Source organism: Mycobacterium sp. IDR2000157661 (assembly GCF_022317005.1).
Taxonomy (GTDB): Bacteria; Actinomycetota; Actinomycetes; order Mycobacteriales; family Mycobacteriaceae; genus Mycobacterium.
Window position 1 is genome coordinate 2,446,009 of sequence record NZ_CP081006.1, and the last position, 25,767, is coordinate 2,471,775.

The 25,767-nt window shown below is 67.8% G+C and carries 22 protein-coding genes; 16 read left to right on the forward strand and 6 right to left on the reverse strand.

What is annotated here, in order from left to right:
• The first annotated feature begins 1 nt into the window (after position 1).
• Genes K3G64_RS13055 through K3G64_RS13080 form a run of 6 tightly spaced genes read left to right on the forward strand, consistent with a single transcriptional unit; the run spans position 2 to position 6,588 of the window.
• Positions 2-736 (forward strand): enoyl-CoA hydratase, encoded by a 735-nt coding sequence (locus tag K3G64_RS13055; protein WP_238950306.1) that lies wholly within the window; start codon positions 2-4, stop codon positions 734-736.
• Complete coding sequence (locus K3G64_RS13060; RefSeq protein WP_238950307.1) at positions 736-1,854, forward strand: MBL fold metallo-hydrolase; 1,119 nt, start codon at positions 736-738, stop codon at positions 1,852-1,854. The genes K3G64_RS13055 and K3G64_RS13060 overlap by 1 nt, the downstream gene beginning before the upstream one ends.
• Before the next feature lie 48 nt (positions 1,855-1,902).
• Positions 1,903-3,510 carry a serine hydrolase gene (locus K3G64_RS13065; RefSeq protein ID WP_238950308.1) on the forward strand — a complete coding sequence of 536 codons (1,608 nt, stop codon included), beginning with the start codon at positions 1,903-1,905 and terminating at the stop codon, positions 3,508-3,510.
• 2 nt (positions 3,511-3,512) lie between these two features.
• The gene (locus K3G64_RS13070) at positions 3,513-5,894 is read left to right on the forward strand and encodes a cation-translocating P-type ATPase (protein ID WP_238950636.1); all 2,382 of its coding nucleotides are present in this window, start codon (positions 3,513-3,515) and stop codon (positions 5,892-5,894) included.
• A gap of 13 nt (positions 5,895-5,907) precedes the next feature.
• Positions 5,908-6,147 (forward strand): antitoxin, encoded by a 240-nt coding sequence (locus tag K3G64_RS13075; protein ID WP_238950309.1) that lies wholly within the window; start codon positions 5,908-5,910, stop codon positions 6,145-6,147.
• Between the two features lie 3 nt (positions 6,148-6,150).
• A complete protein-coding gene (locus K3G64_RS13080) occupies positions 6,151-6,588 on the forward strand; it encodes a type II toxin-antitoxin system Rv0910 family toxin (protein WP_238950310.1) in 438 nt (145 codons plus the stop codon).
• A 5-nt stretch (positions 6,589-6,593) separates the two neighbouring features.
• Here K3G64_RS13080 and K3G64_RS13085 read toward each other — a convergent pair whose 3' ends face one another.
• The 6 genes from K3G64_RS13085 to K3G64_RS13110 all read right to left on the reverse strand — a co-directional run bounded on the left by K3G64_RS13085 (position 6,594) and on the right by K3G64_RS13110 (position 14,273).
• Positions 6,594-7,997 (reverse strand): HNH endonuclease signature motif containing protein, encoded by a 1,404-nt coding sequence (locus K3G64_RS13085; protein ID WP_238950311.1) that lies wholly within the window; start codon positions 7,995-7,997, stop codon positions 6,594-6,596.
• Between the two features lie 152 nt (positions 7,998-8,149).
• Entirely contained in the window at positions 8,150-9,607 is a 1,458-nt protein-coding gene (locus K3G64_RS13090; protein WP_238950312.1) for an acyl-CoA synthetase, read from the reverse strand.
• On the reverse strand, positions 9,604-10,377 hold the full coding sequence (locus tag K3G64_RS13095) for an SDR family NAD(P)-dependent oxidoreductase (protein WP_238950313.1): 774 nt from the start codon (positions 10,375-10,377) through the stop codon (positions 9,604-9,606). The genes K3G64_RS13090 and K3G64_RS13095 overlap by 4 nt, the downstream gene beginning before the upstream one ends.
• Before the next feature lies 1 nt (position 10,378).
• Positions 10,379-11,932, reverse strand: coding sequence for an AMP-binding protein (locus tag K3G64_RS13100; RefSeq protein ID WP_238950314.1), 1,554 nt, complete (start codon positions 11,930-11,932; stop codon positions 10,379-10,381).
• Positions 11,933-11,934: 2 nt separating this feature from the next.
• Positions 11,935-12,672 (reverse strand): GntR family transcriptional regulator, encoded by a 738-nt coding sequence (locus K3G64_RS13105; protein ID WP_238950315.1) that lies wholly within the window; start codon positions 12,670-12,672, stop codon positions 11,935-11,937.
• The gene (locus K3G64_RS13110) at positions 12,669-14,273 is read right to left on the reverse strand and encodes a Vgb family protein (protein ID WP_238950316.1); all 1,605 of its coding nucleotides are present in this window, start codon (positions 14,271-14,273) and stop codon (positions 12,669-12,671) included. The genes K3G64_RS13105 and K3G64_RS13110 overlap by 4 nt, the downstream gene beginning before the upstream one ends.
• 138 nt (positions 14,274-14,411) lie before the next feature.
• Here K3G64_RS13110 and K3G64_RS13115 point away from each other — a divergent pair, with 138 nt between their 5' ends.
• The 10 genes from K3G64_RS13115 to K3G64_RS13160 are packed head-to-tail and all read left to right on the forward strand — an operon-like array spanning position 14,412 to position 25,760.
• Positions 14,412-15,257: an SDR family NAD(P)-dependent oxidoreductase gene (locus K3G64_RS13115; RefSeq protein WP_238950317.1), complete on the forward strand. Its 846-nt coding sequence runs from the start codon at positions 14,412-14,414 to the stop codon at positions 15,255-15,257.
• Complete coding sequence (locus K3G64_RS13120) at positions 15,257-16,645, forward strand: aromatic ring-hydroxylating oxygenase subunit alpha (protein WP_238950318.1); 1,389 nt, start codon at positions 15,257-15,259, stop codon at positions 16,643-16,645. The genes K3G64_RS13115 and K3G64_RS13120 overlap by 1 nt, the downstream gene beginning before the upstream one ends.
• Positions 16,646-16,659: 14 nt before the next feature.
• The gene (locus K3G64_RS13125; RefSeq protein WP_238950319.1) at positions 16,660-18,540 is read left to right on the forward strand and encodes a flavin-containing monooxygenase; all 1,881 of its coding nucleotides are present in this window, start codon (positions 16,660-16,662) and stop codon (positions 18,538-18,540) included.
• Between the two features lie 15 nt (positions 18,541-18,555).
• Positions 18,556-19,476 (forward strand): SDR family NAD(P)-dependent oxidoreductase, encoded by a 921-nt coding sequence (locus K3G64_RS13130; protein WP_238950320.1) that lies wholly within the window; start codon positions 18,556-18,558, stop codon positions 19,474-19,476.
• Positions 19,469-20,638, forward strand: a complete 1,170-nt coding sequence (locus tag K3G64_RS13135) for a CaiB/BaiF CoA transferase family protein (RefSeq protein WP_238950321.1) — start codon at positions 19,469-19,471, stop codon at positions 20,636-20,638. Before K3G64_RS13130 ends, K3G64_RS13135 begins: the two co-directional genes overlap by 8 nt.
• Before the next feature lie 2 nt (positions 20,639-20,640).
• Entirely contained in the window at positions 20,641-21,801 is a 1,161-nt protein-coding gene (locus tag K3G64_RS13140; RefSeq protein ID WP_238950637.1) for an acyl-CoA dehydrogenase family protein, read from the forward strand.
• A 5-nt stretch (positions 21,802-21,806) separates the two neighbouring features.
• Positions 21,807-22,724 (forward strand): acyl-CoA dehydrogenase family protein, encoded by a 918-nt coding sequence (locus tag K3G64_RS13145; protein ID WP_238950638.1) that lies wholly within the window; start codon positions 21,807-21,809, stop codon positions 22,722-22,724.
• Positions 22,721-23,641, forward strand: a complete 921-nt coding sequence (locus K3G64_RS13150; protein ID WP_238950322.1) for a Gfo/Idh/MocA family protein — start codon at positions 22,721-22,723, stop codon at positions 23,639-23,641. Before K3G64_RS13145 ends, K3G64_RS13150 begins: the two co-directional genes overlap by 4 nt.
• Positions 23,638-24,795, forward strand: a complete 1,158-nt coding sequence (locus K3G64_RS13155) for an acyl-CoA dehydrogenase family protein (RefSeq protein ID WP_238950324.1) — start codon at positions 23,638-23,640, stop codon at positions 24,793-24,795. Before K3G64_RS13150 ends, K3G64_RS13155 begins: the two co-directional genes overlap by 4 nt.
• Complete coding sequence (locus tag K3G64_RS13160; protein WP_238950325.1) at positions 24,795-25,760, forward strand: acyl-CoA dehydrogenase family protein; 966 nt, start codon at positions 24,795-24,797, stop codon at positions 25,758-25,760. Before K3G64_RS13155 ends, K3G64_RS13160 begins: the two co-directional genes overlap by 1 nt.
• Positions 25,761-25,767: the final 7 nt, after the last annotated feature.

Sequence of the window (25,767 nt, forward strand, 5' to 3'; positions counted from 1 at the left end):
TGTGATTGGTGTTAGCCGTGACGGCGCCGTGATGACCTTGGAGATGCAGCGCGCCGAACGTCGCAATGCGCTCAACGTCGAACTCGTCGACGGGCTGCGCGAGGCGATCGAGAAGGCGGCGTCGGAGGACGTCCGGGCGATCGTGCTGACCGGGCAGGGGCATGTGTTCAGCTCCGGCGCCGACCTGTCCGGGGGCCAGGGCGTCGCCGACGAGTTGCCGGACAAGGCCAAAGCGCTGAACTTCGCCATCGACAAGGCGCCGGTGCCGGTCATCGGCGCGATCAACGGACCGGCTATCGGGGCAGGGGTCATCCTGTCGATGATCTGCGACCTGCGGGTCGTCGCCCCGGAGGCGTACTTCCAGTTCCCCGTCGCCAAATACGGCATCGCGCTGGACAACTGGAGCATCCGCCGGCTGACCTCGCTGGTCGGGGCGGGCCGGGCCCGGGGGATGCTGATGGCCGCCGAGCGGCTCACCGCAGACGTCGCGCTGCAGACCGGGATGGCCAACCGCATCGGCACACTGGCCGACGCGCAGGCGTGGGCGGCCGAGATCGCCGGCTTCGCGCCGCTGGCGCTGCAGCACGCCAAGCGGGTACTCAACGACGACGGCGCGTACGAGGATCCGTGGCCGGCACACCAGGAGTTGTTCGACCGGGCGTGGTCGAGCCAGGACATCATCGAGGCGCAGGTGGCCCGCATCGAGAAGCGGCCACCCAACTTCAAGGGCGCCTGATGATCCGCGGCGCGGTACGCATCGGTTTCGGAACGGCTTCGTTGCTGGCCGGTGGGTGGGTGCTGCGCGCCGCCCACGGCGCGCCCGCGGCGCTGGGCGCCACGCCCGCCGAGATCGAAAACGTGGCGCGGCGCTCGCCGAACTACCGCGATGGCGCGTTCCACAACCTCGAACCCGCGACGACGCTGAGCATCGACCGCGAGGAGCAGCGCGAGATCATCTGGGATCTGATCGGCTCGCGCGGCTCGTCCCGACCGAACGGTCCCATCCCGGTGGTCGAGCCCGAGCCGACCGAAACGGGCACGACGCAGCTGTCGGCCTGCTGGTTCGGGCACTCGTCGGCGCTGATCGAACTCGACGGCTACCGCGTGCTGGCCGACCCGGTGTGGAGCAAGCGCTGCTCGCCGTCGCAGACGGTGGGCCCGGAGCGTCTGCACGAGATTCCGACGCCGCTCGAGGCGCTGTCGGCGGTCGACGCGGTGGTGATCAGCCACGACCACTACGACCACCTCGACATCGACACGATCGTCGGCCTGGCCAAGACGCAGCGATCGCCGTTCATCGTGCCGCTGGGCATCGGCGCCCACCTGCGCAAGTGGGGAATCCCGGAGAGCCGGATCGTCGAACTCGACTGGTACGAGGACCACACCATCGGCGACCTGACGCTGGTGTGCACCCCGGCGCGGCACTTCTCGGGCCGGCTGTTCACGCGCAACACCACGCTGTGGGCGTCGTGGGCCATCAAGGGCCCCCGCCACCGTGCCTTCTTCGGGGGCGACACCGGCTACACCAAGAGCTTCGCCGAGACCGGTGAGGAGCACGGCCCGTTCGACCTGACCCTGCTGCCGATCGGTGCCTACCACCCGGCGTGGCCCGACATCCACATGAACCCCGAGGAGGCGGTGCGCGCACATCTCGACGTCGCCGAGGCCGACTCGGGACTACTGGTGCCGATTCACTGGGGCACGTTCCGCCTCGCCCCGCATCCGTGGGCCGAACCCGTCGAGCGGTTGCTGCGCGCCGCCGACCCGGCCGGCGTACACGTCGCCGTGCCCAAGCCGGGACAACGGGTGGAACGCCAAACGCCCGCGCCGGCCGACCCGTGGTGGCGGTTCTAGAGCTGCAATGACGCGAGCGCACAGTTTTTACGGGCATACTCGCGTTTTGTGTACAACAACCGCGCGCTCGGCGCCGCGTTCGCAGTAGTGCTGCTGGTCTCCGGATGCGGTGGCTCGCAGTCCGCCGAACCGTCCGCCGCGCCACCCCCTCCGTCGGCGGTAGCCGATGCCCCGCCGAACGTGCCGCCGCCGCTGGTGCCCGCGATGCCGCTGCCCGAGAACGCGGTGGCCGACGCCGTCGCGCAACTCGACGGCATGGCCGAGGACCTGATGGCCAAGTCGGGCATCCCCGGCATGTCAGTGGCCGTCGTGCACGGTGGAAAGACGGTTTACGCCAAGGGTTTCGGCGTCAAGGACGTCGGTGCGGGGGAGGCTCCGGAGAACCGGGTCGACCCGGACACGGTGTTCCAGCTGGCCTCGGTGTCGAAGTCGCTGGCGTCGACGGTCGTCGCACACCAGGTCGGCGCGGATGCGATCGAGTGGAACACCCCGATCGTCTCGGAGCTGCCGTGGTTCGCGCTGTCGGATCCGGTCGTCACGTCGATGGCCAGCGTCGGCGACATGATGTCGCATCGTTCAGGGCTTCCCGACCACGCGGGCGACATGCTCGAGGACCTCGGCTACGACCGCAGGCAGGTGCTCGAGCGGTTGCGCGACCTGCCCCTGGACCCGTTCCGGATCTCCTACGCCTACACGAATTTCGGCTTCACCGCGGGCGCAGAAGCGGTCGCGGTCAACGCGGGCAAGCCGTGGGAGGTGCTTGCCGACGAGGTGATGTTCGGCCCACTGGGCATGGGGTCGACGAGTTACCGCTTCACCGACTACGAGGCCAGGCCCAATCGCGCCGTCGGCCACATCCACGCCGACGGGCGCTACGAGCCGTCCTACGTGCGCGACGCCGACCCCGAAGCTCCCGCGGGCGGAGCGAGTTCGTCGGTCAACGACATGACCCGCTGGCTGGGGATGGTGCTGGCCGACGGCGGTCATGAGGGCAGGCAGATCGTCGACGCCGAGTCGCTGCTGCCCGCGCTCACGCCGCAGGTCGTCTCGAGCCGGGCGAGCAAACCCGCCATGCGGTCGGGCTTCTACGGTTTCGGCTTCAACGTCTCCGCGACGTCGGCGGCGCGCATGGAGATCAGCCACTCGGGCGCATTCGAGCTGGGCTCCGGGACGAACTTCGTGATCCTGCCTTCCGCGGACGTGGCGATCGTCGCGCTGACCAACGCGACCCCCACAGGCGTGGCCGAATCGCTCACCGCGCAGTTCGCCGACCTCATCCAGTTCGGAGAGGTGCGTGAGGACTGGTGGGGCATCTACAGTCCGATCTTCGCCGAGATGGACAAGCCCGTCGGCTCGCTGGTGGGCAAGCAGCCGCCGGCCGACGCCGCACCGCCCGCACCGTTGTCGTCGTACGTCGGCATCTACGACAACGACTACTGGGGCCCGGCCCGGGTCACCGAGCGCGACGGCCGGCTGCGACTGGCGCTGGGATCGAAGCTGGACGTTCCGCTGACCCACTGGGACGGCAATACCTTCACCTTCGAGTTCGTCGCCGAAAACGCGCCTCCCGGAACGATCTCCATGGCGACGTTCGACGGTGACAAGCTCACGCTGGAGTACTACGACACGTTCAAGAAGGGGACGTTCATCAAGTGACGATCGCCGGCGAGATCGGTGCCGCGGGGTTGAGCGACGCCGAGGTCGCCCAGCGCGTCGCCGAAGGCAAGACCAACGACGTGCCGACCAGAGCGGCGCGCAGTGTGTCGGAGATCGTGCGGGCCAACGTCTTCACCCGCATCAACGCGATCCTCGGCGTCCTGCTGATCATCGTGCTGTCCACCGGGTCGGTCATCAACGGGGCGTTCGGTCTGCTGATCATCGCCAACAGTGCGATCGGCATCATCCAGGAGCTGCGGGCCAAGAAGACGCTGGACAAGCTCGCGATCGTCGGGCAGGCGAAACCGTTGGTGCGCAGGGAGTCCGGGACCAGGGCCGTACTTCCCGGCGAGGTGGTGCTCGACGACGTCATCGAGCTGGGGCCGGGCGATCAGATCGTCGTCGACGGCGTGGTCGTCGAAGAGTCCAACCTCGAGGTCGACGAGTCACTGCTCACCGGGGAGGCCGATCCGATCGCCAAGGATCCGGGCCATCAGGTGATGTCGGGCAGCTTCGTCGTGGCCGGCGCAGGCGCGTACCGGGCCACCAAGGTCGGCCGGGAAGCCTATGCCGCCAAGCTCGCCGAAGAGGCCAGCAAGTTCACCCTCGTCAACTCCGAACTGCGTAGTGGCATCAACAAGATCCTGCAGTTCATCACCTACCTGCTCATCCCGGCGGGAATACTGATCATCTACACCCAGCTGTTCACCACCGAGGCGGGTTGGCGGCAGTCGGTGTTGCGGATGGTCGGCGCTCTGGTGCCGATGGTGCCCGAGGGCCTGGTTCTGATGACGTCCATCGCGTTTGCTGTTGGCGTGATCCGATTGGGCCGCAGGCAATGTCTGGTCAACGAACTGCCGGCGATCGAGGGACTCGCCCGCGTCGACGTGGTGTGCGCCGACAAGACCGGCACGTTGACCGAGAACGGCATGCGCGTCGCGGATCTGCAACGGCTCGACGAGTCATCGGTCGGCGACATCCTGGCGCAACTGGCGGCCGACGACGCACGGCCGAACGCGAGCATGCAGGCCATCGCCGAGGCGTACAAGATGCCGCCGGGTTGGACCGCCACCGCCGTCGCACCGTTCAAGTCGGCCACCAAATGGAGTGGGGCGTCCTACGGTGGGCACGGCGACTGGGTCATCGGCGCGCCCGACGTGCTGTGCGAGCCCGGGTCGCCGGTCGCCGAGCAGGCCGAGCAGATCGGCGCGCACGGCCTGCGCGTGCTTCTCCTGGCCGCCAGCGATCTGCCGGTCGACCACCCCGACGCCCCCGGCCGTATCACGCCCGCCGCGTTGGTGGTGCTCGAGCAGCGCATCCGCCCCGACGCCCGCGAGACGCTCGACTACTTTGCCGCCCAACAGGTGTCGATCAAGGTCATCTCCGGCGACAACGCGGTGTCGGTCAGCGCGGTGGCGGGCTCGCTTGGCCTGCACGGCGAGTGCATGGACGCCAGGAAGCTGCCACCCGATACCAGTGAACTGGCCGAAACGCTCGAGTCGCACACCACGTTCGGCCGGGTGCGTCCCGATCAGAAACGGGCCATGGTGCACGCTTTGCAGTCGCGCGGGCACACGGTGGCGATGACGGGCGACGGCGTCAACGACGTACTGGCGCTCAAGGATGCAGACATCGGCGTCGCCATGGGTTCGGGCAGCTCGGCGTCACGGGCCGTCGCACAGATCGTGTTGCTCGACAACAAGTTCGCGACGCTGCCGTATGTGGTCGCCGAGGGCCGCCGGGTCATCGGCAACATCGAGCGGGTCTCCAACCTGTTTCTCACCAAGACCGTGTATTCGGTGCTGCTAGCGGTCCTGGTCGGCCTCGCCGGGCTGGCCTCCCGGTTCTTCGGGACCGACCCGCTTCTGTTCCCGTTCCAGCCCATCCACGTCACGATCGCGGCCTGGTTCACCATCGGCATCCCGGCGTTCATCCTGTCGCTGGCGCCCAACGGCGAGCGGGCGCATCCGGGGTTCGTCCGCCGGGTGATGACGGCGGCGCTGCCGTCGGGGGTCGTCATCGGCGTCGCGACGTTCATCTCCTATCTGCTCGCCTACGAAGGTCGCTCGGCCTCGCTGACCGAGCAGACCCAGGCGTCGACGGCTGCGCTGATCACCCTGCTGCTGGGTGCGGTGTGGGTGCTGGCGGTGGTGGCGCGCCCGTACCAGTGGTGGCGGGTCGCGTTGGTGGTCGTCTCCGGACTGGCGTACGTGGTGATCTTCTCGATCCCGGCGGCGCGGCGACTGTTCATCCTCGACATCTCGAACGTCAAGATCACGATGACGGCGCTGGCCATCGGGGTTGTCGCTGCGGTGGCGGTCGAGGTGATCTGGTGGCTGCAGGGAGCTGTGCTGGGAGAACGACGGCGGCTGTGGCGGCGCTAGTAGCCTTGAGCGCATGGCAATTTTCGACAAGGTGAAGAATGTGCTGGCCAAGAACGCCGATAAGGCCAACACCGCGATCGACAAAGCCGGTGACCTCGTTGACAAGCGGACGCGGGGCAAGTACGCCCAGCAGGTGAACAAGGTGCAGGACGCCGCCAGGAAAGCGGTTGCAGACAATGCCGGACGCAGCGGGCAGCAGCCGCCGCGGCAGCAGCCGCCGCGGCAGCCACCGACGGCCCCGCCCACGTCGTAGGCGATGGCCAAGCTCTCCGTCTCGGTCGACGTCCCGTTGCCGCCCGAGCAGGCGTGGGCGGCCGCATCCGACCTGTCGCGCTACAAGGAGTGGCTTTCGATCCACCGGGTGTGGCGCTCCAAGCTGCCGGAGACCATCGAGAAGGGCACGGTCGTGGAGTCCATCGTCGAGGTCAAGGGCATGCCCAACCGGATCCGGTGGACCGTCGTGCACTACAAGCCGCCGCAGGCGATGACGCTCAACGGCGAAGGCGTCGGCGGCGTCAAGGTCAAGTTGATCGGCAAGATCGCGCCGTCGGGTGATGCGTCGTCGGTGACCTTCGACGTGCACCTGGGCGGGCCGGCACTGTTCGGCCCGATCGGCATGGTGGTCGCCGCTGCGCTCAAGGGTGACATCCGCGAATCGTTGGAGCGGTTCAGGAGCGTGTTCGCGCCGGCCTGAATTGATCAGAACGGCGGTGCATCCCGAAGGTTCTGAGCGCGTTCGGCATTGATTCGCGCTGCGCGGTCAGCTGCTCGGGCGCGTTTGCGGATAGGCATCCGCAGCCCCCGATCACCGTTGGGCGGCGGAGCCTTCTCAGGCGGTGAGAGGTCAGTGCTGGTGACGTCCCACGTCGGGAACCAGAGCCTGCTGCCTGGATATGTGGTGTAGGACTGCCCGGTCGGCGAAGTCCATACCGCGGAGCCGTCGGCAGCGAGGACAAGCTTCCAGTCGCCGTTCCAGAACGTCTTGAGCAAGTGGTGTTTACGGCACAGACAGGCCAGGTTCGACGGATGCGTGGGTCCGACCGGATGGGGAATCACATGGTCGATGTCGCAGAACTCCGCCGGCATCACGCATCCGGGAAAGCGACAGGTCAAGTCTCGCGCCCGCACGAATCGGGCCAACGCCGCGGACGGGCGATACCCGTGTTCGGGTTGCTCGCACGGTGTTACAAGTGGCCGGACGGCGGCGCCGTTGCGCAACAATTCGGCCAGCAGCGGGGTCGGTAGCGCCTCACGGCCCGACAAGACCGCCGTGCCTGCGTCGGGTCCCGCGGCCGCTGCCGCGACTGCGCGCTGGTCGGCCACGACGTGGATGACCACCGACGATTTCGGCGGGGGATTTCTCGTGTTCGCCGGGCAGCTCGCAATTCCGCAGGCGCAGTTGAGGTGTTCATTGCCGTTGGCCAAAGCTCCCAGCGCATCGGCTCGGCGCTCGGAGGTCGTGCGCGGATCCTGGTCGCAGACTCCGGCTACCATCGACGCGATCTTCTCCCGCAACACAGCAGCGTCAGCGGCCGCCAGCTTGCCCCACACTGACGTTGTCCCAGCCTCGTCTTCGTAGTGCCCGATAGTGAAGTCGCGGGTTCGTATCCGGGACTGGCTGGCGATCACCGCCGCCCGGTCGAAACGCAGCACCAGCGCATCGACTGCAGCGGTGATCTTCTCGTCGGTCCACGGTCCCCACTTGGTCGCGCGAGAGGCCACTTCCGCGTCGATCTTCGCCCATACCTCATCGTCGATGATCAGGCGGGTGCGCCATGTGACAGCGGCGATCACCCGACCGCTGAGCAGACCCTGCCGAAACAGGTCAAGCACCTTCGGCAGGTGCTCGCTTAGGGTCACGGCGATCCGCATCTGACCAGAAGCCTTGCGGTGACTGATGTTCATCGCCGCAGCGATTTGCGCGGCGATCGAATCCCACGGATCGCACGCCCACGAAGCCCGCGCATCATCGTCGTCGTCACCGACCTGACGCGCGATGAGTTCGCCGATGGCCGCCGACCGCAACGCCGCCGCCGAAGCCTCCGCGCGGGTGGCCTCGGCGATGGTGGCGATCAAGCCCGCCCCATCGAGAGTCTCGAACATACGTTCGATAGTACCACCCTTTACTGACCTCAAACTCTCGGCAGGGTCGCGCTATTCACAGCGTGGCCGTTGAGGAGGTCGAGTGGGTCATGGCCCGATCACGACGAACGAAGATTCCGGCCGAGGAGAAGACGCGGCCGGCGTCAGGATCGTCAGAGCCGTTCCCGCAGGGCACGTTTGAGCACCTTGCCGTAGCTGTTCTTGGGCAGCTCGTCGATGAACTCGTAGCGCTTGGGCCGTTTGAACCGGGCGATTCGGTCCAACAGGTAATCGTCCAACTCGGCGGCCGACGCCTCGCCGACGATGAACGCCACCACCACCTCGCCCCACTCCTCGTCGGGTGCGCCGACCACGCCGGCCTCGACGACGCCGGGATGCTCGAGCAGCACCTCTTCGACCTCTCGCGGGTAGATGTTGCTGCCGCCGCTGATCACCACGTCCTTCGACCGGTCGCGCAGGGTCAGGTAACCGCGAGCGTCGAACGAACCCATATCGCCGGTGCGCAGCCAGCCGTCCTGCAGCGTGGCCGCCGTCGCCTCCGGGTTCTCCCAGTAACCGGACATGACAACATCTCCGCGGCAAACGATCTCACCGATCTCACCGACAGCGGCCGACGTGCCGTCCGCGCGGAGCACGGCCACGTCGACCCCGGAGCGGGCATAGCCGACCGAGCCCAGAACCGTGTCGTCGGTGTCGATGTGGTCGGCGCGACGCAGGCCGGTGATCGTCATGGGCGCCTCGCCCTGGCCGTACAACTGGACGAAGACGGAGCCGAAGGCGGCCATCGCCTTCTTCAGGCTGTCGACGTACATCGGTCCGCCGCCGTAGACGATGGTGCGCAGGTTGCGCGGGCAGGCCCGGTCCGTCTGCACCAGTCGCTGCACCATCGTCGGCGCCAGGAACGCGCTGCAGCCGGGATGGGTTTCGCACAGGTCGAGGAACTCGTCCGGATCAAAGGCACCCGATTCGGGGACCACCTGCCGCGCCGCCCGAAGCACATACGGCGGAATGTAGAGGCCCGACCCGTGTGACATCGGCGCGCCGTGCACCAAACTGCAGTCCTCGTCCGGGTCGTCGAAGTCCGCGAGGTGTGCCACCGTCATCGCCATCAGGTTGCGGTGTGACAGCATCGCGCCCTTGGATCGGCCGGTGGTGCCGCTGGTGTAGAACAGCCACGCCAACCGCTCCGGTTCGGTCACCGGCGGTGTCACCGGCGTGGCGGTGAAACGCGCTGAGTAGCCGTCGCTTCCGATGGTCTCGATAGGAGTCGACGTCTCCGGTCTCAGCGCTTCGGCGATGGTCGGCGACGCGAACACCCGTGCGGCGCCGGAGTCGTCGAGGATCTGTACCATCTCGCGCGGGTGCAGTTTGTAGTTGATCGGCACGTAGACGCATTCGGCCGCCCAGACGGCGAACATCACCTCGATGACAGCGGGGCTGTTCTCGCTCGCGATGGCGATCCGGGTGCCCGGCTCGCCCAGCGACGCGGCCAGACGCAACGCTCGCTCGCGCAGTTCACCCCACGTATACAGCTGTCGTTCACCGAGATACACGGCGCCACGGTCGTGGAAGCGACGGGCCGCCTGGTCGAGCAGCGCGAACAGGTTCACCGCGGCACCCAGTCGGAGTTCAGCGCGAAGTCCGACAGGTACTTCGTCGAGGTCCAGCCGCCGTCGACCACGATCTCCTGCCCGTTGATGAAGCTCGCACCGTCCGAACACAGGAATGCCACCGTGCTCGCGATGTCGTTCACCTCACCCAGTCGCGGGTACGGCGTCATCTCGGTGTTGATCTTGCGGAACCGTTCGTCGTCCAGGCGTGTCGCCACCATCGGCGTCAGCGTGACACCGGGAGCCACGGCGTTGCACCGGATACCCTGTGGTCCGTACTGACAGGCGATGTGTCTGGTAAGCGACGTCAGACCGCCCTTGGCCGCCGAGTACGCCCCGCCGCGCAACCCGCCCACCACGGCGAAAGTGGAAGTGATGTTGATGATGGCCGATCCCGGGCGCATGTGTGGGATCACCTCGCGGGCAAGCCGGAACGGCGCCCGCAGCATCAGCCCCAAGAAATAGTCCAGAGACTCGTCGTCGGTTTCGTGCAACGGTTTGGGGCTGCCGACGCCTGCGTTGTTGATCAGGAAGTCGATGCGGCCCCACCGGTCCACCGCGGTCTGCGCGATTCGTTGCGGCCCATCATCTGCGGTCAGGTCTACGGCCAAAGTCGCCACCCGAGACGGATCGTCGATCGCCTTCGCCAGATCCGCCAACCGCTCCTCGTCTCGGCCGGTACCGAGCACCGCCATACCCGCTTCGGCCAGCGTCGTCGCGCATCCGAACCCGATGCCGCTGCTCGCGCCCGTCACGATTGCAACCTGCATATCAGCCACCCGCTTCACTCAGTGCCGCTCTGATCCGGTGCTTGAGCACTTTCCCGGCATCGTTCTTGGGCAACGAGTCCCAGACCTCGACCCGCTCCGGCGCCTTGAACCGCGCGACGCCGTGCTCCTGCAGCAGCGCGCGCATCGCGGGCACATCGGGTGCGGGCCGGTCGGAGGCCACGATGACGGCGCACGCACGTTCACCGGTCCGCTGGTCGGGTACGCCGACCACCGCGATCTCGGCGATGCCGGGATGCCCGATGAGGATGTCCTCGATTTCCTTGGGGGAGATGTTCTCGCCGTTGCGGATGATGATGTCCTTGGCTCGGCCGGTGACCACGAGGTGGTCATCGACCCAGCGGCCGAGATCGCCGGTGCAGAAGAAGCCTTGGTCGTCGAACGACGCGGTCTCGTCGCCCGGATGCAGGTATCCGACGAGCATCTGCGGCCCCTTGGCGCGGATCTCCCCGTCCACCAGCCTGACGTCGGCGATACCCGGTCTGCCGTCGGTGTCGGCGGCGCGGTCGGCGTCGTCCAGCGCGCCGATGGTCGTCACCGGCACTTCCGTCGATCCGTAGACCCGTGACACCGCCGCCTTCTCGAAGTAGCCTGCGGCCCTGCGGATCAGCGAGGACGGCACGGAAGCGCCGCCGCAGATGAACACCTTGAGATCCGGCAGGCGGGAGCCGGCGTGCTCGGCCGCTGCGAGCAGGCCGTCGAGGAACGGCGTCGCCCCTGCCATGTGGGTGGCATGCTCGGTGAGCATCAACGACACTGCGGCGCCGGGGTCCCACCGATCCATCAGCACCGCGGTGCTGCCCAGCAGCAGAGGGCATTCGAACGCGTAGATCGAGCCGCCGATGTGGGCGATCGGCGACGGCACCAGGAATGTGTCCCCGGGTGCGACATGCCAGTGATCGCCGATCTGGCGGATCAGCGCGTGGATCGAGTTGTGCGTGTGCAGAACTCCTTTCGGCCGACCCGTCGTGCCGGAGGTGTAGAGGATCATCCGCACCGAGTCGGCGTTCAGAACCGGCAGCACCGCGGTCGTGCCACCGGTGAGCATCGAGTCGTAGCGGGTGTGGGCGCCCGCCCCGCCGCGTACCACCACGACTTCTGGTGGTGACGCCATGGCGGCGGTGACCCGGCGCAGCATCGCGGCGTAGTCGTGGCCGCCGAACGTCGACGGCACGAAGATCGCCCGGCAGTCGGCGTCGGAGAGGATGAACTTCAGCTCGTGATCGCGCAGGGACGGCAGGATGGGGTTCACCACCATGCCGGCCAGCGTCGCGCCGAGGTAGATCACCGCGGCCTCGTGCCAATTGGGCAGCATGAAGGACACCACGCTGCCCGCGGGCATCCGGGACATCAACGCCCGCGCCAGCACCACCGCGCCGTCGTGCAGCGTCCGGCAGTCGAGCCGAACATCGCTGTCCACCAGCACTATTCGATCCGGCGCCGACTGCGCGGCGTCGCGCAGCGCGTCGGCCAGCGTCCCCGACACCCACAGCCCGCGGCGGTAGGCGTCGGCGGCGCGGACCTCGTCGACCCGCACGGTCAGCCCTTCACCCGACGCATGGTCATCGAGTGCCGGTAGCGCGACGACGGATGCGTGTTGATGGTGACCTGAGCGATCTCGCCGTCGGAGGTGGTATAGGTCCGCCTCATCTCCAGGGCGGCGCTGCCTGCGTCGACTTTCAGGGCCTCGGCAAGCTCACCGGAAGCAGAGATCGCCGAAATCTCCTGGTGCACCTCGACGACGCTGACGCCGAACAGGTCCTCGATCAGCGGGAATATCGGTCCGGAGTGGCGCTGCAGCAACCGGCCGACGGCGGCGAACGCGCGGTTGATGTAGTACTCCGTGGTGCAGACCGCGGCATCGCTGTCCTCGCTCTGCCGGTGCCCGCGCACGGCCAGCCACTGCGAGCCGATCTCCAGGCCGGTGCGCGCAGCGAGTGCAGCATCGACGGCGACCATCGCGTTGTACTCGATGGTCAGCTGGGCGCCCGACGCGAACGCCAGCAGGTCGTTGATCGAGACCACGTCCTGCACATAGGAGTTGGCGGCGGGCCGCGGCACCACCAGGGTGCCCGCGCGGGGACGCGACGCGATGAGGTTGTCGTCGCGCAGGCGGCGCAACGCCTCGCGCACCGTGTATCGGCTGACCTCGAACCGCTCGCACAGCTGCTGCTCGGTGGGCAGCTGGGACCCCACCGGAAACACCCCGTCGACGATCTCCTTGCGCAGGGTGCGTGCCACCTGCAGGTAGCGGTGATCGGTCGGGCTGACGGTCATGATCGTCGTAGCGCCAGCACGCTGCCCTCGCCGTCGGCAGACACGTACACGGTGGCGTCCCTGCCGACGGTGATGCCTGCGAACGGGCCCTGCGGACCGGAGAACGGCGGCATTCCCTTGAGCGGCTTGGGCTCCACACCGGGCGGGGGACCGACGGGCAACCCGGCGGCGATGGTGTCGCGCGCCCCGGTGTTCAGGTCGACCGCGACGACCTCCTTGGCGCCGGCGTCGACGATGTACAGCACGCCGTCTGCGACCGCGATGCCCTGCGGGCGCTGCAGTTCGTTGACCACGGTTTCGGTGCCGCCGGCGAGACCTACGACGCGCCCGGCACCCGACTCGGCCACCAGCGGACCGCCCGGCCCGAATGCGACGCCGACCGGGTCGCGCAACTCCGAGGCCAGCAGCTCGGAATGGCCGGAACGCAGCGAGTGCACCCGGCCGGTGCCGAGTTCGGCGAACACGATCTCGTCATCGGGCCCGATCGCGACACCGTAGAGCTGGTCGAATCCATCGGCCAGGTAATCGGTTTCGCCGTCAGCCGGCCGGTAGCGGGCGATCTGACCGCCCGACGTCGCGACGATCCAGGCCCCGTCCCCCGCCGGCGCCAGCCCGCGCAGGAACCCCGGGTACCCAGGGGTGAACAGCATCCCGACGGTCTGCAGCGAGCCACTGGGACCGACCGCATAGAAGTAGGTCCCGTCGGCGACGTGGAGGGCGCCGTCGTCGCTCACCGCCAGATCCAGCGGCCAGTTCAAGCCGCCCGCCAGCACGGTGCGGGTCTCACCACCAGCCAGTATCTCCGTGATCTCACCTGTGAAGTTGGACACGAACAGCCGCTCACCGACGAAGGCCAGGTTGTCCAGGCCCGGATTCAGCTGCGCCAGAAGAGTTTTGTCGCCGGTACGTGGGTCGATCCGTAGCACCTGCCCACTGGCCACCTGAGTCGACACCAGATGACCCTGCGCATCGAACTTCACCGCGTCGGGCACTCCGAGGTCCCCGGTCACCCGCTCGGGTTCACCGCCCGCCGGGTCGATGCGCCATATCTCGTTCGCCGTCATCAGCGGGAAATACAGCAACCCGTCGGGACCGACTTCCATCGCATTCGGCGATGGCAGGTTCTCCGCCAGCATCCGCATCGCGCCGCTGCTGGAGTCCAACTCCATCAACCGGCCGCCGTCACGGCACTCGTTGACGAACAACCGGTCCTGGTGGACGGTGATGCCGTTGGCGCAGGGCAGGTCGTCGCGCAGCACGCGGGTCCGGCCGGCGGCCTCGCGCACGCTCACCCGCCCGTCCATCACCTCGGTGGCGTACATGTTGCCCGCCCCGTCGAATGCGACGTCGTCCGGCGCGATGATGTCGCCACCCTTGGGGCTCACCGTGTCGAGGGTTCCGCTGCCCAGGTCCAGGGCGCTGATCTGGCTGCCGGTGACCTGCGCGACGTAGATTCGGCCGTCGGGGCCGGTGCGCAGGCCGTTCGCGCCGAACAGGCGACTCGGCGCGGTCAGGCGTTCGAGCCGCCAGCCCTTGGCGACGGTCGGATCCGGCCCCGGATAGCGGGTCAGCGGCTGCGACCCCGTCGCGGACTGCGTCATGACCTCGGACGCTATCAAGCCGTTCTAGTCCAGACAATAGTGTTGAGAACATGCCTCGCTGCCCTTGACTCTCGGATTCTTGCTGCGGAATAGTGTTCTGCAATATGCAGAGCACGATATGTTGTCCGGACAATTAGCGTGGCGGATCCGTTGAGGCTGGACGGCCGCATCGTCGTGGTGTCGGGCGCCGGCGGTGGCGGGATCGGCACCACCGTGACCCGGATGGCCGGCGAGGCCGGCGCAACCGTGGTCGCGGTGAGTCGGTCGAAGGAGAACCTCGACGAGCATGTCGCGCCTCTGGCCGACGACGGCCTGTCGGTCGTCCCCGTGGCCGCCGACGCATCGACCGACGAGGGCATCGCGACCGTGCTGGACCGGGTGCGAGGCACCGACGGCGACCTCTACGGTCTGGTCAACGTCGCGGGAGGCGCCGCGCCTTCGACATGGATGCCCGCCACGCGCGTCACCCGTGAGGACTGGCGAGCGCTGTTCGCCGCCAACCTGGAGACGGCGTTCTTCATGAGCCAGGCTGTCGCGACCGAGATACGCGGGCGCGGCAATCCGGGTTCGATCGTGTCGATCTCGTCGATCAGCGGCATGAACACCGCGCCGTTCCACATCGCCTACGGAACCGCCAAGGCGGCGGTGGCGGCGATGACCCGGACGATGGCCGTGGAACTGGCGCTGGACAACATCCGCGTCAACGCCGTCGCGCCCGGCGTCACCGAGACCGCCGCATCACGCATGTACGTCGATGAGGATCCCGACCGCGACCGCACCGCGATCGCGATGGGCAGGCGCGGCCGCCCTGAGGAGCAGGCCGGCGCGATCCTGTTCCTGCTTTCGGACCTGTCGGGCTACATCACCGGGCAGACCCTGCTCGTCGACGGCGGGCTCAACCTCAAGTGGACGCACCTCGGCGCCGACAACACCTCCCTGTTCCTCAAGGACGAGACCTTCCGCGCCGCGATCAAGGAGATCTGATGACCGACATCGACAACAAGCCTGACGTCGAGGTTCCCGAGGAATTATCGGAACCGATGACCATCGACGTCGACGCCTACATCTCGCAGGACTACGCCCGCGCCGAGCGAGACAAGCTGTGGCGCAAGGTGTGGCAGCAGGTCGGCCGCGTCGAGGAACTGCCCGAGGTGGGCAGCTACCTCACCTACGACATCCTCGACGATTCCATCCTCGTGGTGCGGACCGGGCCCGGCCGATCAGGGGAGGCGTTTGCCGCCCACCACAACGTGTGCATGCACCGAGGCCGCCGCCTGGTCGACACCCCGGCCGGGCAGAAGAACGCGGTCGGGCGGGCACGCAAGTCGTTCATGTGTGGATTCCACGGTTGGACATACGGTTTGGACGGTGCGTGCACGCACATCCGTGAGCAGGACGACTGGAAGGGCGCGCTGACCCCGCAGAACACCCACCTGGTGCCGGTGCGGGTCGACACCTGGGGCGGCTGGCTGTTCATCAACATGGATCCCGACTGTGAACCGCTGGCCGACTACCTGTTCCCGGCGGCGAAGATCCTCGATCCGTTCGGTCTGGAGAACATGCGCTACAAGTGGCGCAAGTGGCTGTACTTCGACTGCAACTGGAAGGTCGCCATGGAGGCCTTCAACGAGACCTACCACGTGTTCACCACCCACCCCGAGTTCAACAGGTTCGGCGAGTTCAAGGGGTGGGCGAAGGCGCAGGGAAAGCACAGCAACATCGGCTACGAGGCCCCGAAGAACATGGAGGCCACCAAGTCCAAGATCCGCCTCGGCACGGGGGCGGACCCGCGCATGTCCACCGCGGAAATGCAGGTGTACACCATGGAGGAGACCAATTCCTCCACCACCGAGACGCTGGTGAACGCCGCCAAGCGGTTGGTCGACGAACTTCCCGAGGGCACGCCGCCCGACAAGGTGCTCGAGCACTGGCTGGCCTCGGCCCGCCGCGACGACGAGGCCCGCGGCGTGATCTGGCCGACCATCCCGGCCGACATCCTCGGCCAGGCAGGCACCGCGTGGCAGGTCTTCCCGAACTTCCAGATCGGCCAGGGTCTGACGGTTGCGCTGTGCTACAGCGCCCGTCCCCATCCCAGCTACGACCCGAACAAGTGCATCTTCGAGGTCGCCACCTATGAGCTGTTTCCCAAAGGGAAAGAGCCGCAGACAGAATGGCAGTACACGCCGGAGGACAGTTCCAACTGGCTGTCTGTGCTGCCGCAGGACTTCTCGAACATGGCCGCGGTGCAGCAGGGCATGAAGTCGCTCGGTTTCCCCGGCACCAAACCCAACCCGTACCGCGAGCGCAGCACCGTCAACCTCCACTACCAGTTGTCCAAGTACATGGGCACCGGCGAACCACGAGAGCTCTAGGAGTAACCGATCCGATGACCATCTCAGAGGCCGAAGCCGAAGCGCACGGCAACCCGGCGGAGACCACGTGCGGGCCCACCGACGTACCGACGGACATCGACATCGAGGCGTTGCGCGAGAAGTACCGCGTCGAACGTGAGAAGCGGTTGCGTCCCGAGGGTTCCAAGCAGTACGTCGAACTTCAGGACGACTTCGCAGGCTACTACGAGGTGGACCCGTACACGCCCGTCACCCCGCGCGACCCGATCAACGCCGACATCGACGTCGCCGTGCTGGGCGGTGGCTTCGGCGGCCTGCTGACGGCGGCCGAGTTGAAGAAGGCGGGTGTCGAGGACGTCCGGATCATCGAGCTGGGCGGCGACTTCGGCGGGGTCTGGTACTGGAACCGGTATCCGGGCATTCAATGCGACAACGAGTCCTACTGCTACATACCGCTTCTCGAAGAGCTCGACTACATGCCGACGAAGAAGTTCGCCGACGGGCCGGAGATCTACGAGCACTGCAGGCGTATCGGCAAGTTTTTCGGACTGTACGACGGCGCCATATTCTCCACCCAGGTTCGAAATCTCAAGTGGGATGACGAGATCCAGCGCTGGCGGGTGAGCACCAACCGCGACGACGACATCCGCGCACGCTTCGTGGTGCTGGCGTCGGGACCGTTCCACCGGCCGAAGCTGCCCGGCATCCCCGGCATGCAGGACTTCACGGGCCACAGCTTCCACTCGTCGCGCTGGGACTACGAATACACCGGCGGCGACACCACCGGCGGCATGCACAAGCTGGCCGACAAGCGCGTCGCCATCATCGGCACCGGAGCCACCAGCGTCCAGGTGGTGCCGCATCTGGCGCGCGACGCTGCGCACCTGTACGTGGTCCAGCGCACGCCGTCGTCGATCGACGTGCGCAACAACGCGCCCACCAGTCCCGACTGGGTCAAGACGCTGCAACCCGGCTGGCAGAAGGAACGGCAGCGCAACTTCCACTCGTGGACGTTCGAGGGCATGGCGCTCGGACAGCCGGACCTGGTCTGCGACTTCTGGACCGAACTGGGCCGCAACACCGCCGCCCGCGTGCTGGGACTCGAGGACCCGGCCTCGCTGACGCCCGAGGAGTTCATGGCGATCCGCGAGGAGGAGGACTACAAGATCATGGAGCGACTGCGCCGGCGGGTCGCCTCCATCGTCGAGGATCCCGACACCGCCGAGGCGCTCAAGCCCTACTACCGGTTCCTGTGCAAGCGTCCGCTGTCCAACGACGACTACCTGCCGGTGTTCAACCAGCCCAATGTGACGTTGGTCGACGTCTCGGAATCCAAAGGCGTCGAGCGGATCACCGAGAAGGGCTTCGTCGTCGACGGTCACGAGTACGAGGTCGACTGCATCATCTACGCCAGCGGCTTCGAGATCACCACCGAGATCAGCCGCCGGTACTCGATCGACGCCATCGAGGGCCGCGACGGGCAGTCGCTGTACGACTACTGGCGCGACGGGTACCAGACCCTGCACGGCATGACGAGCAAGGGCTTCCCCAACCAGTTCTTCACCGGCTTCACCCAGGTCGGCATCTCGGCCAACATAGCGGCGAACTACGAACTGCAGGGTGAGCACATCGCCTACATCGTCGCCCGGGCGCTCGAGCGGGGCGCGACCGTCGTGGAGCCGACGCAGGAGGCGCAGGACGCCTGGTGCGCGACGATCAAGGAGAACGCGATCGACAACTCGGCCTTCGACGCGTCCTGCACGCCGGGCTACTACAACAACGAAGGCGGTGGCGGCGGGGAGGGCATCCGGTCCCACCTCGGCGAACCGTACGGCCCCGGGTTCTACGCCTTCGGCGACCTGCTGAAGGTCTGGCGCGACAAGGGTGACCTCGATGGCCTGGCACTGGGAAACTGACGGCCGGAACGCCACATGCCTGACCTGAGGTTCGACGGCAGGGTCGCGGTCGTCACCGGCGGCGGCCGCGGCCTGGGGCGGTCGTATGCGCTGCTGCTGGCCGAGCGTGGGGCCAGAGTCGTGGTCAACGACGCAGGCGGGAGCCTCACCGGCGACGAGTCCGACGACGCCCCTGCCGACGACGTGGTCCGCGAAATCGACTCCGTGGGTGGCGAAGCCGTCGCCAGTACCCACTCGGTCGCCGACGCCGCCGGTGGCAAGGCGATCGTCGACACCGCGTTGGAGCACTACGGCCGAGTCGACGTCCTGATCCACAACGCCGGTATCGTGCGCCGCGCCTCGTTGAAGGAGATGACGTACGACGACTTCGAAGCCGTCCTCGACGTCCACCTGCGCGGCGCGTTCCACCTCGTCCGCCCGGCGTTTCCACTGATGTGCGACGCTGGCTACGGCCGCATCGTGCTGACCTCCTCGATCGGCGGTCTCTACGGCAACCACGACGTCGCCAACTACGCGGTCGCCAAGGCCGGCATCATCGGACTGTCCAACGTCGCCGCGATGGAGGGCGCCGCACACGGAGTCACGAGCAACGTGATCGTTCCCGCGGCGGTCACGCGGATGGCCGCGGGCATCGACACCTCGGCGTACCCGCCGATGGGGCCCGAACTGGTGGCACCCGCCGTCGGGTGGCTATCGCACGAATCCTGCTCGCTGACAGGCGAAGTGATGATCGCACTGGCCGGCCGTATCGCGCGGGCCGTCGTCGCCGAAGCGCCGGGCGTGTACCGGCCGTCGTGGTCCATCGAGGACGTCGACGCGCACATCGCGGCGATCCGCGACATCGGTGATCCGGTAGTGTTCCCGGTGGTGCCCGACGGGCACGGCGACCACATCCGGTACAGCTTCGCGATGGCCAGGAACGGTGTCCATGCCTAGCGGACCGCTGGCCGGTGTCCGCGTCGTCGACCTCACCGCGATGGTGATGGGCCCGTACTGCACGCAGATCATGGCCGACATGGGCGCCGACGTCATCAAAGTCGAACCTCCGCAAGGTGATAACACCCGGTTCATCTCCGTCGGGCCGGCGCCGGGCATGAGCGGGGTGTTCGTCAACGTCAACCGCGGCAAGCGCAGCGTGGTGCTGGACCTGCAGACGGACGTGGGGCGAGCCGCGATGCGGGCACTGATCGAGCGCGCCGATGTGTTCATCCATTCGATGCGGGCCAAGGCGGTCACCAAGCTGGGTTTCGGCTACGACGAGGTCGCCGAGATCAACCCGTCGATCATCTACACGAACTGCTACGGCTACGGCCGCCGCGGACCCGAACGCGACCGCCCCGCCTACGACGACACGATCCAGGCGGAGTGCGGAATACCCGCCGTGCAACAGCAGCTGACCGGGCAAGCCGATTACGTCGGCACGATCATGGCTGACAAGGTCGCCGGTCTGACCGCCCTGTATGCGACCACCATGGCACTGTTCCACCGTGAGCGCACGGGCGAGGGGCAGGAGGTGGAGGTCGCGATGTTCGAGACGATGGCGTCTTTCATGTTGGTCGAGCATGCCAACGGCGCCATGTTCGACCCTCCGCTCGGCCCCGCGGTGTACCCGCGCACCGTCGCGCCGAACCGCAGGCCGTACCGCACCAGCGACGGCTACATCGCCGTCCTGATCTACAACGACAAGCACTGGAACGCGTTCGTCGACGCCGTGCAGCCGGCCTGGCTCAGCGAGTCCGCCGAGCAGTACGCCACGCTGGAGCTACGCGCGCACAACATCGATGCGGTGTACGGGCTGCTGGCCGAGACGATGACGGAGCGCACCACCGACGAGTGGCTGGCGCTGTTCGGTGAACTCGAGATTCCGGCGGCGCCGCTGAACACTCCCGGCGCGTTGTTCGACAATCCGCATCTGAACGCGGTCGGCCTGTTCGAGACCCTCGACACCGAACATGGGCCGGTGCGCTTTCCCGGTGTGCCGACGTGGTTCTCACGCACGCCCGGCCGGGTCGCCGGACCCGCCCCGTCGCTCGGTGCGGACACCGACGCAGTTCTCGAGGAACTCGGGCTCAGCGCGGCCAATGCGGAGCCGGTGTGACCATGGACTTCGAGATGGGCCCCGGCGCCGACGAACTGCGTCGGCGGCTGCGGCAACTGGTGAAGGACAATGTGCCCGAACACTACCTGGGCGCGTTCACCGACGACCCGGCGGATCTGGAGACTGCGCAGCGGTTCTGCCGATTGCTTGCCGAGCGCGAGTTGCTTTGTCTGTCATGGCCTCAGGAGTTCGGTGGCGGCGGATCTTCGGTGTGGGAGCAGACCGTCGTGCGCGAAGAGATGTGGGCCCATCACGAACCGCGCGGCGCGCAGTACATGGGTGTCAACTGGGTGGGCCCCATCATCATGCGGCACGGTAGCGAGGAGCAGCAGCGCAGGCACCTGCCGCCCATCGCCCGCGGCGAGGTGATCTGGTGCCAGGGTTTCTCGGAGCCGGAAGCCGGCTCCGACCTCGCGTCGCTGCGCACCACGGCGCGTCGTGCGCAAGACGGCTCGGCCGGTTGGCTGGTCAGCGGACAGAAGATCTGGACGAGCTACGCCACCATGGCGCAGTGGTGCGTCCTGTTGGCCAGGACGTCCCGCGGCGACAAGAAACAGCAGGGGTTGACGATCTTCCTGGTGCCGATGGACGATCCGGCGATCCAGGTCCGACCCATCCGAGCCATGTTGGGGCCGCATCACCTCAATGAGGTGTTCCTCGACGACCTGCGGGTCACGGAGGCCGATGTGCTCGGTACGGTCGATCAGGGCTGGTCGATCGTGCAGGACGTGATGTCGTTCGAGCGGGTCGGCATCGCCCGCTATGCACGATGTGAACGGCTGCTGGCCGCTGCGCCTGCCGTGCTCGGCGAGCGGTGGGACGACCTGCCCGCGGAGTTGCGCGGCCGCTGGATTCGGATGCTCACCCATTGCCGCCGTGCCCGGCTGATGGCGTACCGGATCGTCGAACTGCAGAGCAGCGGGCGGATCCAACCCGGCGACGCCGCCGCCTACCGCATCGCCGTCACGAAACTGGACCAGGACAGTGCCGAAGTGCTGACCGACATCGCCGCCGAGGTGGGGCACGACGACCCGAAGGCGGCGTGGTTCCTGGGCGAGGTGGAGGACCACTGGAAGTACTCGCAGGCTTCGACGGTGTCGTCGGGCAGCATCGAGATGCAGCGAATTCTGTTGTCGCGCGCCCTGTTGGCGGCCGCGCGATGAGCGGCATGGTCATCGATCTTTCCGACGACGCGAAAGAATACGGTCGCCAGGCGCTTCGGGCCTTCGAGGCCGCAGGCGGTGACGCACTGGTACAGCAGGCGGAGACCAAGCCGGGCGATCGGGAGTCACTCGTCGGCCCGGTTCTCGACGGGCTGGGCGCGTGGGACCTCGCTCCGCGCAACGACGCCGACGGACTGGAAGCCGCTGCGGCGTTGTGCCGCAGCGCCGGCTACTGGGCGCTGCCCTACCCGGTCGCAGAACGACTGGCGGCGCCGACCGACTTGGACAGTGACGGCCTGCTCGTCGTCGCGGGAAGACGGCCCGCCGCTGCCGTCGGCGGCATCGAGAAGCGTTGGCACGCCGTCGCCCTCGATGGTGTCCGCGGCACCGTCACCGCCGACGGCGCCGTCGCACCGGGCTTCGTCGTCGAACTCGGGCTGTCCCGGCTCGACGGCAACGGCACCGCCGACGTCGCGCTCGGGCTGGTGCTGCCCTGCTGGACGCTGCTCGGCATGCTCGACCGGGCGATCGAGTTGACCGTCGCGCACGTCAGCCTGCGCAAGCAGTTCGGCCAGCCACTGTCGTCGTTCCAAGGGGTGCAGTTCCAGCTCACCGACGCCGAGGTCGAGCGCAGCGGTCTCGACATCCTCGCCAAGTATGCGCTGTGGAGCATCGCGACCGACCGCACCGAAGCGGTCAACGACGCACTGGCACTGCGGATGGCGGCGCTGGAGGCGGCCGAGGTGGTGTTCCGGGTGTGCCACCAACTACACGGGGCGGTCGGCTTCTGCGACGAGACCACGCTGTCGTGGCTGTCGCGCTACAGCCAGCCGCTGCGACGGCTCCCGATGGGGCTGTCGGCGACGCGCGACGAGCTGACCCGCAGGGCCGGCCGGGCCGGGCTGACGGGGTTGTACGCATGAAGGTTGCGGTGATCGGCACCGGCTTCGGTAAGTTCGCCGCCGCGCCGGCCTACGAGAGCGCCGGTTTCGACGTCGACGTGGTCAGCCCGCGAGACGAGGCCGCCGTGGCGACCGCGCTGGCCGCCGACGTCGACCTGGTGTCCGTGCACTCACCGCCGTTCCTTCACCTCCAGCACGTGACCGCCGCGATCGACAACGGCCATGCTGTGCTGTGCGACAAGCCGTTCGGCCGCAACGCCGACGAGGCGGCCGCCATGCGCGCCGCGGCCGTCGCCGCCGGCGTGCCCCACTTCCTGAACTTCGAGTTCCGGTTCACCGAGTCGTGGGCGCGCCTGAAGGAACTGGCCGACTCGGGCGCGATCGGAACGCCCAGGCATCTCAGTTGGACGTTCTTCGGCAGCGGTCTGCGCGGCCGCAAGCCCGGCTGGATCAACGACGCCGAACTCGGGGGCGGCTGGATCGGTGCCTACGGCTCACACCTGATCGACTTCACCCGTCACCTGTTCGGCAGCGAGATCGTCGACTGCGGCGGAGTCAGCCGCACCGACGTTCCCGGTGCCACCGCCGAGGACGCCTACTCCGCGTGGTTCGCGATGGCCGACGGCGCCACCGCCACCCACGATTCCGGCTTCGCGGCCGCCGTCCCCTCCGCGCCGTCGGCCACGCTCATCGGCAGCGAGGGCACCGTCGAACTGACGGCGGACACGACGCTGGTGGTGCGCCGCCCGGGCGCGGACCCCGAGACGGCCGAGTTCGCCCCACCGCCGAGACGGTCGCCGCCCCCCGCGCTCGCGACGTTCTTCGGCCGCGTGGCCGAGGCGTTGCGCAGTGGCACCCAAATCGCGCCGTCGTTCGACGACGGGCTGGCCGTCGCCCAGGTGATGGACCGGCTGCGGACCAGGGCGGTGCGCGCATGACCGCTGAGTTTCGGCAACAGGTGCGGGACTGGTGTGCCGAACACATCCCGCGGGGTTGGCGCGCCGCGCAGACCGGAGCCACCGACGAGGAATTCGTCGCGTTCCAGAAGGCGTGGTTCGCCGAACTGCGCGACGCGGGGTACGCCGTGCCCCACTGGCCGCGAGAGTGGGGCGGCGGGCTCTCGGTGGCCGAACAGGTGGTCCTGTATCAGGAGTTGGCGGCCCACGATGCGCCGCGGTTGGTGCTGGCGTTCGTCGGCATCCACCACGCCGCCTCCACCTTGCTGGTCGCGGGCACCGACGAACAGCGTCGTAGGCATCTGCCCGCGATCCTCGACGGCGAGATCTGGGTCCAGGGCTTCTCCGAGCCGGAGGCGGGTTCCGACCTGGCGAGTCTGCGCACCACTGCCCGCCGCGACGGTGAGGTTTTCGTCGTCAACGGCCAGAAGCTGTGGGCCAGCGGCGGAAAGCACGCCGACTGGTGCCTGCTATTGGCTCGCACAGACCTGAATGCGCCCAAGCGGAAAGGCATTTCGTACTTCCTGCTCGACATGACCACGCCCGGAGTCGAGGTCCGGCCCATCCGCAACGCGATCGGCGACTCGCACTTCTGCGAGATCTTCCTCAACGACGTGACGATCCCCGCGGCGAACCTGATCGGCGAGGAGAACGCCGGCTGGCAGGTCGCCCAGGCGACGTTGGGCGCCGAACGCGGAATGACGATGCTCGAACTCGCCGAACGTCTCGGCCATGCGGGCTTCCGTCGCCTGCTGGGAAGTGCACCGATCGACGACCCCATCGTGGCCGATCGCCTCGCGCAGTTCGAGATCGAGATCACCGGCCTGCGCGGGCTCTGCCGAAAAGTGGTCGAGGAGAACGAGGCGGGGATCGCGAGCCCGGCCGACACCTCGATCGTCAAGCTGTACTACAGCGAACTGCTGCAACGGATGACCGACTTCGGTGCCGAGGTCGGGGGACTGGTGGCGCACACGGAGTTGGCCAAGCCGATGTCGAGCGGCTGGGAGTCGGGTGCCTGGGTGCTGGACTTCATCGGCTCCTGGGAGTGGACGATCCCCGGCGGAACCAGCGAGATCCAGCGCACGATCATCGCCGAGCGCGGCCTGGGCCTGCCGCGGGAACCGAGCAGTGTGTGATGGCTCCAGAAAACACCGAAAGCACGGAGTTCACCGAGTTCCACGCCGAACTGCGCTCCGTCGCAGGCGATCTGCTGGCGAAGGACCGCACCGCGGACTGGTCGGTGCTGGTGGACGCCGGGTGGGTCGGCCTCGAGATCCCCGAACGGTTCGGCGGTGCGGGCGCCTCGTTCGCCGAGACCGCGGTGGTCTGCGAAGAGATCGGCCGGGCCGCCGGCGTCACCAGCTTCTTGGGCAGCGCGGTGCTCGCTGTCGGCACGTTGAACGCGCTGCAGCCCAACGCGACCCGTGACCGGCTACTGGCAGAGGTGGCAAGCGGCGCCACCCGCCTGGCCGTCGCGCTCGAGCCCTCCGAGTTCGTGCCCGACGCCGACGGCGCCGACCATATTCTGCTGGTGCGCGGCGACGGGGTCGGTCTGGCGTCGCCAACCGTCACGCCGCAGCCGGTGGTCGACGAGACCCGCCACCTGGCCGCGGTATCGGACGTCGAACCGGCCGAGGTGCTGCCGTTCACCGACAGCCTTGCCGCGCAGCGACTCCGGGACCGCGCCGCCGTGGCGATCGCCTGCGACAGCCTCGGCATCAGCGAAGCGATGCTGTCGGCCACCGTGGGCCATGCGAAGGTGCGGCACCAGTTCGGCAGGCCGATCGGCTCGTTCCAGGCCGTCAAACACGCGTGCGCGGACATGGCCGTCGGGATCGCGGTCTCCCGTCAACTCGTGACGACCGCGGCGCAGGCCGTCTCGCAGGACCGGCCCGACGCCGGAACGGCCGCCGCCATGGCCAAGTCGCATACCTGCGCCGCCGCCGTCGACATCGCGGGCAAGGCCATGCAGTTGCACGGCGGCATCGGCTACACGTGGGAGAGCGGCATCCACGTCTACCTCAAGCGCGCAGTCCTCAACCGTTCGCTGTTCGGATCGCCGGCAGCCCACCGCAGACGACTCGCCGAGCGTTACCACTAGAAGGAGT

Bases quoted from the DNA above. Each gene is read 5' to 3' on its own strand.
- K3G64_RS13060 (WP_238950307.1), top strand. From the start codon at position 736: ATGATCCGCGGCGCGGTACGCATCGGTTTCGGAACGGCTTCGTTGCTG.
- K3G64_RS13075 (WP_238950309.1), top strand. From the start codon at position 5,908: ATGGCAATTTTCGACAAGGTGAAGAATGTGCTGGCCAAGAACGCCGAT.
- K3G64_RS13080 (WP_238950310.1), top strand. From the start codon at position 6,151: ATGGCCAAGCTCTCCGTCTCGGTCGACGTCCCGTTGCCGCCCGAGCAG.
- K3G64_RS13085 (WP_238950311.1), bottom strand. From the start codon at position 7,997: ATGTTCGAGACTCTCGATGGGGCGGGCTTGATCGCCACCATCGCCGAG.
- K3G64_RS13095 (WP_238950313.1), bottom strand. From the start codon at position 10,377: ATGCAGGTTGCAATCGTGACGGGCGCGAGCAGCGGCATCGGGTTCGGA.
- K3G64_RS13105 (WP_238950315.1), bottom strand. From the start codon at position 12,672: ATGACCGTCAGCCCGACCGATCACCGCTACCTGCAGGTGGCACGCACC.
- K3G64_RS13110 (WP_238950316.1), bottom strand. From the start codon at position 14,273: ATGACGCAGTCCGCGACGGGGTCGCAGCCGCTGACCCGCTATCCGGGG.
- K3G64_RS13120 (WP_238950318.1), top strand. From the start codon at position 15,257: ATGACCGACATCGACAACAAGCCTGACGTCGAGGTTCCCGAGGAATTA.
- K3G64_RS13125 (WP_238950319.1), top strand. From the start codon at position 16,660: ATGACCATCTCAGAGGCCGAAGCCGAAGCGCACGGCAACCCGGCGGAG.
- K3G64_RS13130 (WP_238950320.1), top strand. From the start codon at position 18,556: ATGCCTGACCTGAGGTTCGACGGCAGGGTCGCGGTCGTCACCGGCGGC.
- K3G64_RS13135 (WP_238950321.1), top strand. From the start codon at position 19,469: ATGCCTAGCGGACCGCTGGCCGGTGTCCGCGTCGTCGACCTCACCGCG.
- K3G64_RS13140 (WP_238950637.1), top strand. From the start codon at position 20,641: ATGGACTTCGAGATGGGCCCCGGCGCCGACGAACTGCGTCGGCGGCTG.
- K3G64_RS13145 (WP_238950638.1), top strand. From the start codon at position 21,807: ATGGTCATCGATCTTTCCGACGACGCGAAAGAATACGGTCGCCAGGCG.
- K3G64_RS13150 (WP_238950322.1), top strand. From the start codon at position 22,721: ATGAAGGTTGCGGTGATCGGCACCGGCTTCGGTAAGTTCGCCGCCGCG.
- K3G64_RS13155 (WP_238950324.1), top strand. From the start codon at position 23,638: ATGACCGCTGAGTTTCGGCAACAGGTGCGGGACTGGTGTGCCGAACAC.
- K3G64_RS13160 (WP_238950325.1), top strand. From the start codon at position 24,795: ATGGCTCCAGAAAACACCGAAAGCACGGAGTTCACCGAGTTCCACGCC.